A 790-nucleotide genomic window follows, 5' to 3' on the forward strand; every position below is an offset into this window, starting at 1 on the left:
CACGGTTGTTTTCTCTTCCTGAGGGTACTGAGATGTTTCACTTCCCCTCGTTCCCTCCACATGCCCTATGTGTTCAGGCATGGGTGACAGCCCATGACGACTGCCGGGTTTCCCCATTCGGAAACCCCCGGATCAAAGCCTGGTTGACGGCTCCCCGGGGACTATCGTGGCCTCCCACGTCCTTCATCGGTTCCTGGTGCCAAGGCATCCACCGTGCGCCCTTAAAAACTTGGCCACAGATGCTCGCGTCCACTGTGTAGTTCTCAAACAACGACCAGCCACCCATCACCCTGACTCAAACAAGTCAAGTTCACTGGGGCCGGAATCTTGAAGGACGACCAGCCGGCCGTACCCTCAGACACCCAACAACGTGCCAAGCACAGTCCGTTTCCAGAATCCCGTTTTCCACGCCGAAGCAGTACTCACGATTCACCGGATCAAGACTGTGCCAACTAATCAACGTTCCACCCATGAGCTGACCGTGCAGAACATTTGCCTGCAATCGGTACTGTGCTCCTTAGAAAGGAGGTGATCCAGCCGCACCTTCCGGTACGGCTACCTTGTTACGACTTCGTCCCAATCGCCAGTCCCACCTTCGACAGCTCCCTCCCACAAGGGGTTGGGCCACCGGCTTCGGGTGTTACCGACTTTCGTGACGTGACGGGCGGTGTGTACAAGGCCCGGGAACGTATTCACCGCAGCAATGCTGATCTGCGATTACTAGCAACTCCGACTTCATGGGGTCGAGTTGCAGACCCCAATCCGAACTGAGACCGGCTTTTTGAGATTC

General features: G+C 56.5%; 2 rRNA genes. Both read right to left on the bottom strand.

Features of this window, described 5'->3' with window-relative positions:
• Positions 1-235, bottom strand: a 23S ribosomal RNA gene (locus EAO70_RS35170); the annotation flags it as partial.
• 286 nt (positions 236-521) lie between these two features.
• Positions 522-790, bottom strand: a 16S ribosomal RNA gene (locus tag EAO70_RS35175); the annotation flags it as partial.

The organism is Streptomyces sp. adm13(2018) (assembly GCF_008042145.1).
Taxonomy (GTDB): domain Bacteria; phylum Actinomycetota; class Actinomycetes; order Streptomycetales; family Streptomycetaceae; genus Streptomyces.